General features: G+C 63.1%; 11 protein-coding genes and 1 pseudogene. 2 read left to right on the top strand and 10 right to left on the bottom strand.

The window, feature by feature from the left end; all coding sequences use genetic code 11:
* A pseudogene (locus tag CFR80_RS16705) lies at positions 1–445 on the top strand (IS5-like element ISGdi1 family transposase); the annotation flags it as partial.
* A 161-nt stretch (positions 446–606) separates the two neighbouring features.
* On the opposite strand, the gene CFR80_RS16700 reads toward CFR80_RS16705, so the two are convergent.
* Positions 607–903 carry a hypothetical protein gene (locus tag CFR80_RS16700; protein WP_258367914.1) on the bottom strand — a complete coding sequence of 99 codons (297 nt, stop codon included), beginning with the start codon at positions 901–903 and terminating at the stop codon, positions 607–609.
* A gap of 56 nt (positions 904–959) precedes the next feature.
* The gene (locus tag CFR80_RS16695) at positions 960–1,364 is read right to left on the bottom strand and encodes a hypothetical protein (protein WP_010514420.1); all 405 of its coding nucleotides are present in this window, start codon (positions 1,362–1,364) and stop codon (positions 960–962) included.
* 214 nt (positions 1,365–1,578) lie between these two features.
* Between CFR80_RS16695 and CFR80_RS16690 the strand changes: the two genes are divergently transcribed.
* Positions 1,579–1,923, top strand: a complete 345-nt coding sequence (locus CFR80_RS16690) for a DUF952 domain-containing protein (RefSeq protein WP_010514417.1) — start codon at positions 1,579–1,581, stop codon at positions 1,921–1,923.
* Positions 1,924–1,940: 17 nt separating this feature from the next.
* Here the strand turns inward: CFR80_RS16690 and CFR80_RS16685 are convergent, their stop codons facing one another.
* The 8 genes from CFR80_RS16685 to CFR80_RS19510 all read right to left on the bottom strand — a co-directional run.
* A complete protein-coding gene (locus tag CFR80_RS16685; RefSeq protein ID WP_082071211.1) occupies positions 1,941–2,750 on the bottom strand; it encodes an MgtC/SapB family protein in 810 nt (269 codons plus the stop codon).
* 77 nt (positions 2,751–2,827) lie between these two features.
* On the bottom strand, positions 2,828–2,974 hold the full coding sequence (locus CFR80_RS19515) for a hypothetical protein (RefSeq protein ID WP_010514415.1): 147 nt from the start codon (positions 2,972–2,974) through the stop codon (positions 2,828–2,830).
* Positions 2,971–3,558, bottom strand: a complete 588-nt coding sequence (locus CFR80_RS16680; RefSeq protein WP_010514414.1) for a hypothetical protein — start codon at positions 3,556–3,558, stop codon at positions 2,971–2,973. The genes CFR80_RS19515 and CFR80_RS16680 overlap by 4 nt, the downstream gene beginning before the upstream one ends.
* Before the next feature lie 181 nt (positions 3,559–3,739).
* Positions 3,740–4,084, bottom strand: coding sequence for a hypothetical protein (locus CFR80_RS16675; protein WP_010514413.1), 345 nt, complete (start codon positions 4,082–4,084; stop codon positions 3,740–3,742).
* Between the two features lies 1 nt (position 4,085).
* Positions 4,086–4,565, bottom strand: a complete 480-nt coding sequence (locus tag CFR80_RS16670) for a hypothetical protein (protein ID WP_010514412.1) — start codon at positions 4,563–4,565, stop codon at positions 4,086–4,088.
* Entirely contained in the window at positions 4,562–4,990 is a 429-nt protein-coding gene (locus tag CFR80_RS16665) for a hypothetical protein (RefSeq protein WP_010514411.1), read from the bottom strand. Before CFR80_RS16665 ends, CFR80_RS16670 begins: the two co-directional genes overlap by 4 nt.
* Positions 4,991–5,051: 61 nt before the next feature.
* Positions 5,052–5,582 (bottom strand): hypothetical protein, encoded by a 531-nt coding sequence (locus CFR80_RS16660; RefSeq protein WP_010514410.1) that lies wholly within the window; start codon positions 5,580–5,582, stop codon positions 5,052–5,054.
* A gap of 17 nt (positions 5,583–5,599) precedes the next feature.
* A partial coding sequence (locus CFR80_RS19510; RefSeq protein ID WP_181418265.1) for a hypothetical protein occupies positions 5,600–5,936 on the bottom strand: 337 nt, incomplete at its 5' end.

Below are 5,936 nucleotides of genomic sequence, written 5' to 3'. Positions count from 1 at the left end.
TTCGGGCTATGACGCGGGCAAGAAGGTCAAGGGCCGCAAGCGCCATATCGTGACTGATACCTGCGGCTTCCTGATCTTTCTCCTCGTTCATGCCGCCGACATCCAGGACCGTGATGGGGCCGTTGATGTTCTGGCGGCAATACGCAGGCGCTTTCCCTGGCTGCGCCACATCTTCGCTGATGGCGGCTATGCTGGCGACAAATTGCGATCCGCGCTCGCCTCCATGGGAAAATGGACGATCGAAATCATCAGGCGGTCCGATACGGCGAAGGGCTTTCAGATCCTGCCGCGCCGCTGGGTGGTTGAACGGACATTCGCCTGGCTGGGACGGTGCAGGCGGCTCGCCAAAGATTGGGAAAAGTCCATTGCTTCCTCAACCGCATGGACATTGATCGCCTCGATCCGCATGCTCACACGACGGACAGCAAGGCATTGTCAAGCTTGAAAAACTTTCGGATCGGGCTCTGAGTATACCGGATTATTGTAAATATTCAGCCCGATCAGGGGCATGATGCATTCTGTTACAAATAATTTATTGGTACAGGTCTTCTCATTTCTGGTTATCCTTCTATATGTATAGAGCAGGTTTTTAGAAACCGGTTAAAACTAAGGAAACGATATAGTATGAAAAAGTCCCTGATCCTGGCAGCCGTTCTTGGTCTGTCGCTCCCGGTTGTTGCTCATGCTGACGACAACAACGGTAACGACCAGAACCGTCATGGCGAACACCACGGCAAGCACCACAACGAAAACGGTGAAAACGGCCAGAATGGTGACCGTGAGCACGGCGATCGCGAACACGGTGAACATGGTGACCGTGAACATGGCGAACACGGTGAGCATGATCACGACGGTCAGCAGCAGTAATCTGCAGCTATCGTAGCGCGAAAAGGGGCGTCCCATGCCGGGACGCCCCTTTTTTCATGCCTGCTCCCCTGTCCCGCGCATGACGTGGTGGGTCAGAACAGGATCAGGTCAATGCCGATCCCCAGCACCAGCAGGCCCCATAGCGACAGCCCGATCGCCCGCCGCCGGATCAGGTTGGCAGACAGTAGCATGACCAGCGGGTCCATGACCGGTTTTTCCCCCTGCGTGTCGGCCATGTATCGTTCGCGGTAGGGACCGCCATTTTCCTCCACCCCCACCGCGCGGATCAGGCCGAGGCGGAAACTGCGCAGTTCGGCTTCGGTATAGAACGTTTCGCGATTGATGGAGATGGGCTTCGGCCCGCAGCGCAGCCATTTCATGATACGCAGGCGCAACGGCGCAATGCCAAGGTAGTGCGATGCCTCCTGTGGCGAAAAGATGTTGCGGCGTGGAAAATGCAGCACATCCGGGCTGGTGTTGTCGTTATGGGGGCGCATCGCAACGAAAAGCCTCTGTCTGGGGTCCGCGCGGCACGGCTTGCGGCGTCGGGCTGGCCTTAGGGTGCCGCGTCGGGGCGGCAAAGGCCACCCCATTTCAGCCCGTTCAGGTACTATTTTTTTTCCCTGTCGCCATTGCCGGGGGTTCCGGCGCGGTTGGCGGGGATGCGCCCCTGGCCTATGGTCACGCCATGCAGACGACAGGATACACCCCATGACCGACCGTATCGTTTACAAGATCATGACGCCCGACGAATACGATTCCTTCACCCGTACCGGCAGCCTTGCCGGGTCCCCTGTCGACCTTGCCGACGGGTTCATCCACCTGTCCGCCGGCCCGCAGGTGGCCGACACGCTGGACCGGCATTTCAGTGGCCGGTCCGGGCTGGTGCTGGTGGCGGTGGACCTGTCGCTGCTGGACCCGGCGGTGGTGCGGTGGGAACCCTCTCGCGGGGGGCAGCTGTTTCCCCACCTGTATGCGCCCCTGCCCATTGGCGCGGTGGTGGCGACCGGCCCGGTGACGCGTACGGCCGACGGCGGGGTGGACCTGCCGGCCTGATACCCGCCCGTGGCGGGTCAGTCGGGGTCGTTATCGGCGTCTTCGGTTTCCACGCCAATCACGCCCTCGATATCCGATAACGCGGCGACCAGATGCGACAGCGGTCGCCTGCCCCGCACCTTTATGAACAGCGTGACCGTGGCATGGCCCGCAGCAGCATCCGCCGCCGGGGGTGCCGGGTCGGGGTGACGATGGCGCAGGTCCTGCAATGCGTCACCGGCAGGCGGCGCGGGGGATTCGATGCGGACGCGGTGGATGGTAAAGCGCAGCTGGGTGCAGCGGATCAGGATGCTGCGCAGCAGCCCCCGCCCATCAGGATAGGATATGTACAGCCCTGCTGAGCGCGCCGCATGGTCGCGCGGGACAAGGTGCACAAGACGCGGAAACACCAGCATGATGATGAAATGTCCGACCATGGTCGCCACCGCCAGCGCGATCAGCCCCGCCCCGCACGCCATGCCCAGCGCCGCCGTCAGCCATACCGACGCCGCCGTGGTCAGCCCGCGCACCACGTCGCGGCGCATGAAGATCACGCCCCCGCCAATAAACCCGATGCCCGACACCACCTGGGCCGCGATGCGCGAGGGGTCCAGCACGACCCGGCCACTGTCCAGAATGTTGTTGAACCCGTATTTCGACACCAGCATGAACAGCGCCGCCGCGACCCCCACCAGTGTATAGGTGCGCAGCCCGGCGCTTTTCTGCCGGAATTCCCGTTCCAGCCCCACCAGCGCCGACAGCACGAACGCCAGTGCAAGCTCCCCCAGCTGCAGCCATCCCTCACCGGGGGCGGAATAGGCGAAATGTGGCAGGACCGTCATGCACATGACAACTGCCCGCCCCCCATACCGGTTGCGTGGCGTGCGGGCCGGATCGCGCCACCGCATGCCGATCTGGTACCGCGTCAGTCAGGCGGCGGGGGGCCAAGCGTGTCGGTAATCTGCCGCCTGCGCCGCCCCTCCCGCCATGCAGCAATGCCGAAGGCCAGCACCTGCGAAAATGCAGCGCCGGTCAGGAACAGCCCCAGACCGGCAAGCGCGTGGACGTTCATCCCCGCACCGCCGCAAAGATGGCGATTTCGCCAATCGCCGCCGCCCCGCCGGGTGGCGACATGCCACGCAGGCGCGGGCCGGACATGTCCACCATCGCCTTCAGCAGGTCGATCAGCGTTTGCGCCGCACCCGCGGCCGTTCTTGCGTCGGACACCACGCTGCTGGTCAGATTGGTGGCCGTGCCGGTAATGACGGAAATGATCAGCGTGTCCACCTTCCCGACATCGGTCAGGATGCTGTCGAACGCCGTCTTCACGCTGGCGCTGTCATAGGTGACGGACATGCTGGCGCCCGCGGCGGACTGGAACGCGGCCAGCGCTGCCCTGAGTGATGCAATGACCGCATTCGCCAGCGTCACGTTCGCCGCCCCCATGGCGGTGGAGACGAATGTCAGCCCGATTGCGGTGGTTGCGAATGACAGGACGGCATTGCCGTAATCCACCACGTCGGCCACGTTCAGGGTCACGGTGGTCACACTGCCCGAACGTGCGCGCGTGCATGCCGCCAGCAGGCCCGCGGCCAGCGCGGTGCAGCCTGTGCGCAGCACCATGCGGCGGGCGGGATCGGGGGACAGGTGGGCCATGGTCTTGCTCCATCTCGAAAAAAAAAGCCGCCCGTGGGGCGGCTGGCAGAAAAAGCATGGAACCGGGCAATCATAACGGTTCCATTCATATAATTGCCACAAAGTCCCGTATGATCAGGCATGCGGTCCCGGACAGCATCGGCCATCCACCTAGCATCGGGACCGCATCCCCCTTCTGTTTTCAGTCTGTCGCCGCCGGTTCCGGCGCGCCCCTGCGGTTGAGGACGGGAATGCCCGCAGCCTGCACGGCCTGCCTGGCCGCGGGTTTGTCCGCCAGCGGCACCCGCACGCCCGACTGCCCCGGCTTGAAGTGGTTTTCCGCCCATCCGATGTTCAGCCCGATGGTGGTCATGACCTGATAGGCCACGGCCCACCGGCTGCCCGCATGCGGCGGCGGCACCAGCGCGGTCACCGCCCCGCAGGCGATGATGAACAGGGCGACGTAGAAGGCATACTGCTCCGGCACCTCGGTCAGCAGCAGCGCGATGACGGCCCCGAGGCCGCCGAGTTTTGCGGTGGTGTTCATGTCATGCCTCAATGGCCTGCTGGAACAGGGCGATGTGATTGGCGTCTATGTCCCCCGCCCCCAGCGATGTGTTGTAGATCCGCTTCCATGTATGGGCCTGCCCCAGCGCGTCATTGGCGGCTGGCAGAGGATCAGGCGACCGGTAGTATTTCAGCCGCGCCATCGCGCAGGCATATCGCCAGTTTGTGATAAGCTGGTCAGTGTGCGGTATGTCCCGCGCCAGCATGGCCTGCATGGTCGTTTTCAGGCTGCCCAGACGCGGATCAGGCAGAAACGTGATCCAGATGTCGTGTTCCGTGAAAGGCTCCATCTGCCACGGACCCAGCGCGGGGCCGTTCACCTGGCGCAGATAGACCAGACTGCTTTCGACAAGGGCGGTTCCTGTAAGCAGGTTGACCGCGGGATCCCCGCCGAGACCAATGGCGTTCAGGGTGGGAACGACGATTTCCGCCTTGAACTGCGGCAGGTTCAGGCCGGTCATGCTCCGTATCCAAATGCACGCTTGCAGAACGACCACGCCGCATCGCCAATCTGTCCCCAGCCCAGCAGGCCGGTGGCCAGCACGATGAAGGTCATGGTCACCCACGATGTCAGTTTCAGACCGCCCTCAATTCTGGACAGACGGCCGGATATTTCCGTGTCCCGTTCGGCTGCGTTATCAGCCATCGTGTCGACACGGCCCATCACTTCACGCCGGGTCTGGTCGGCATTTTCGGACACGGTGCGGGTCAGGTCGCGCCGCAAGTCGGAAAACTGCCGCGATAAGGTATTCAGGCCATCACGCAGATTGTCGTGACCGCCTTCCACCTTCGCCAGTCGCTCTCGCACCTGCGCCATTTCCTCTGCCGTGGCACATCGCACAGAAGCAGCCTGCCCGGCGGGAGGCGGGTTCATGTATTCGCTCATTCATTTTCTCATAAAAAAACCGCCTCACGGGCGGTCGGGCAGGCGCGGATTGTGCAGGCGGTCAGGCCGTGGCGGCGGCAACCTTGACACTCAGGCCGGCCGGGTTGGTCAGGCCGCCGGTGTTCGTGGCGCTGATCGTGACCGTCCCTGCCGCCTTGGGCGTATAGGTCACGGTCCGGGCCGTGTTCGTGCAGCCGTTGAACGTCACGGTATCGGCCGAGAACGTCCCGCCTGCGTTTCCGTCGGACAGCGTGATCGTCGTATCCGTGCCCGGCCCGTCATTATCCGGTGTCAGGGTCAGCGTCAGGGCGGTTCCCGCCGTCGCCGCGGAGTTACCGGACAGCGTATATTCCGTGGACGGTGTATAGATGCTGCCCGGCGGGTATCTGCCGTCCGCATCCAGCGCGTAGGCGAACCCGTCGGGTGCGGTTACGCCAGTCAGGCTGGCCATCTGCTGGGTTCCGACAACCGCGCCAACCGGGGACGAAACCTGTGCTGCCGGGACAAAAGGCGTCGCGCCCTGCGTATAGGCATAGCCCGGCTGGTACATGAAGGCAGCGGTGCGGTAGAGGATGTAGTTCTGCGTTGTCATGATGTCTTCCTTTACTGTCAGTCTGCCACGGGACCTTCAACGGTCACCCAGCCCCACCCGGCGGAATCAGCCAGTGCGCCACCTTGCCCCAGGGCGCGCGCCCATAGGCTCACGCCTGTTGCAGATATTACAGGCGCCCCGTTTTGGGTGAGGACATTGGCCCATGCCGAATTGCCATCGAGATCGGCCCATTCCGCGGAGACGGTCGGAACGTCGGCGTACGCTGTGGGGAACGTGATCTCGATTGTGCCTGAAACCGTGGTCGAAGTTATCTTCAGGCACTGGCGCAGGATGTTGCCCGTTTTTACCCACCAGCCGCCCGAAATATTGCCGTTGGCAGCTATCGTTCCGGTG

The sequence above is a fragment of the Komagataeibacter oboediens genome, from assembly GCF_003207815.1.
GTDB lineage: Bacteria > Pseudomonadota > Alphaproteobacteria > Acetobacterales > Acetobacteraceae > Komagataeibacter > Komagataeibacter oboediens.
The sequence above is the reverse complement of the archived record's forward strand: the minus strand, read 5'-3'. Positions and strand labels throughout refer to the sequence as shown.

Coding starts and splice junctions, on each gene's coding strand:
- CFR80_RS16665 (WP_010514411.1), bottom strand. CDS start 4,990: ATGAGCGAATACATGAACCCGCCTCCCGCCGGGCAGGCTGCTTCTGTG.
- CFR80_RS19515 (WP_010514415.1), bottom strand. CDS start 2,974: ATGAACGTCCACGCGCTTGCCGGTCTGGGGCTGTTCCTGACCGGCGCT.
- CFR80_RS16680 (WP_010514414.1), bottom strand. CDS start 3,558: ATGGCCCACCTGTCCCCCGATCCCGCCCGCCGCATGGTGCTGCGCACA.
- CFR80_RS16690 (WP_010514417.1), top strand. CDS start 1,579: ATGACCGACCGTATCGTTTACAAGATCATGACGCCCGACGAATACGAT.
- CFR80_RS16695 (WP_010514420.1), bottom strand. CDS start 1,364: ATGCGCCCCCATAACGACAACACCAGCCCGGATGTGCTGCATTTTCCA.
- CFR80_RS16700 (WP_258367914.1), bottom strand. CDS start 903: ATGGGACGCCCCTTTTCGCGCTACGATAGCTGCAGATTACTGCTGCTG.
- CFR80_RS16685 (WP_082071211.1), bottom strand. CDS start 2,750: ATGTGCATGACGGTCCTGCCACATTTCGCCTATTCCGCCCCCGGTGAG.
- CFR80_RS16675 (WP_010514413.1), bottom strand. CDS start 4,084: ATGAACACCACCGCAAAACTCGGCGGCCTCGGGGCCGTCATCGCGCTG.
- CFR80_RS16670 (WP_010514412.1), bottom strand. CDS start 4,565: ATGACCGGCCTGAACCTGCCGCAGTTCAAGGCGGAAATCGTCGTTCCC.
- CFR80_RS16660 (WP_010514410.1), bottom strand. CDS start 5,582: ATGACAACGCAGAACTACATCCTCTACCGCACCGCTGCCTTCATGTAC.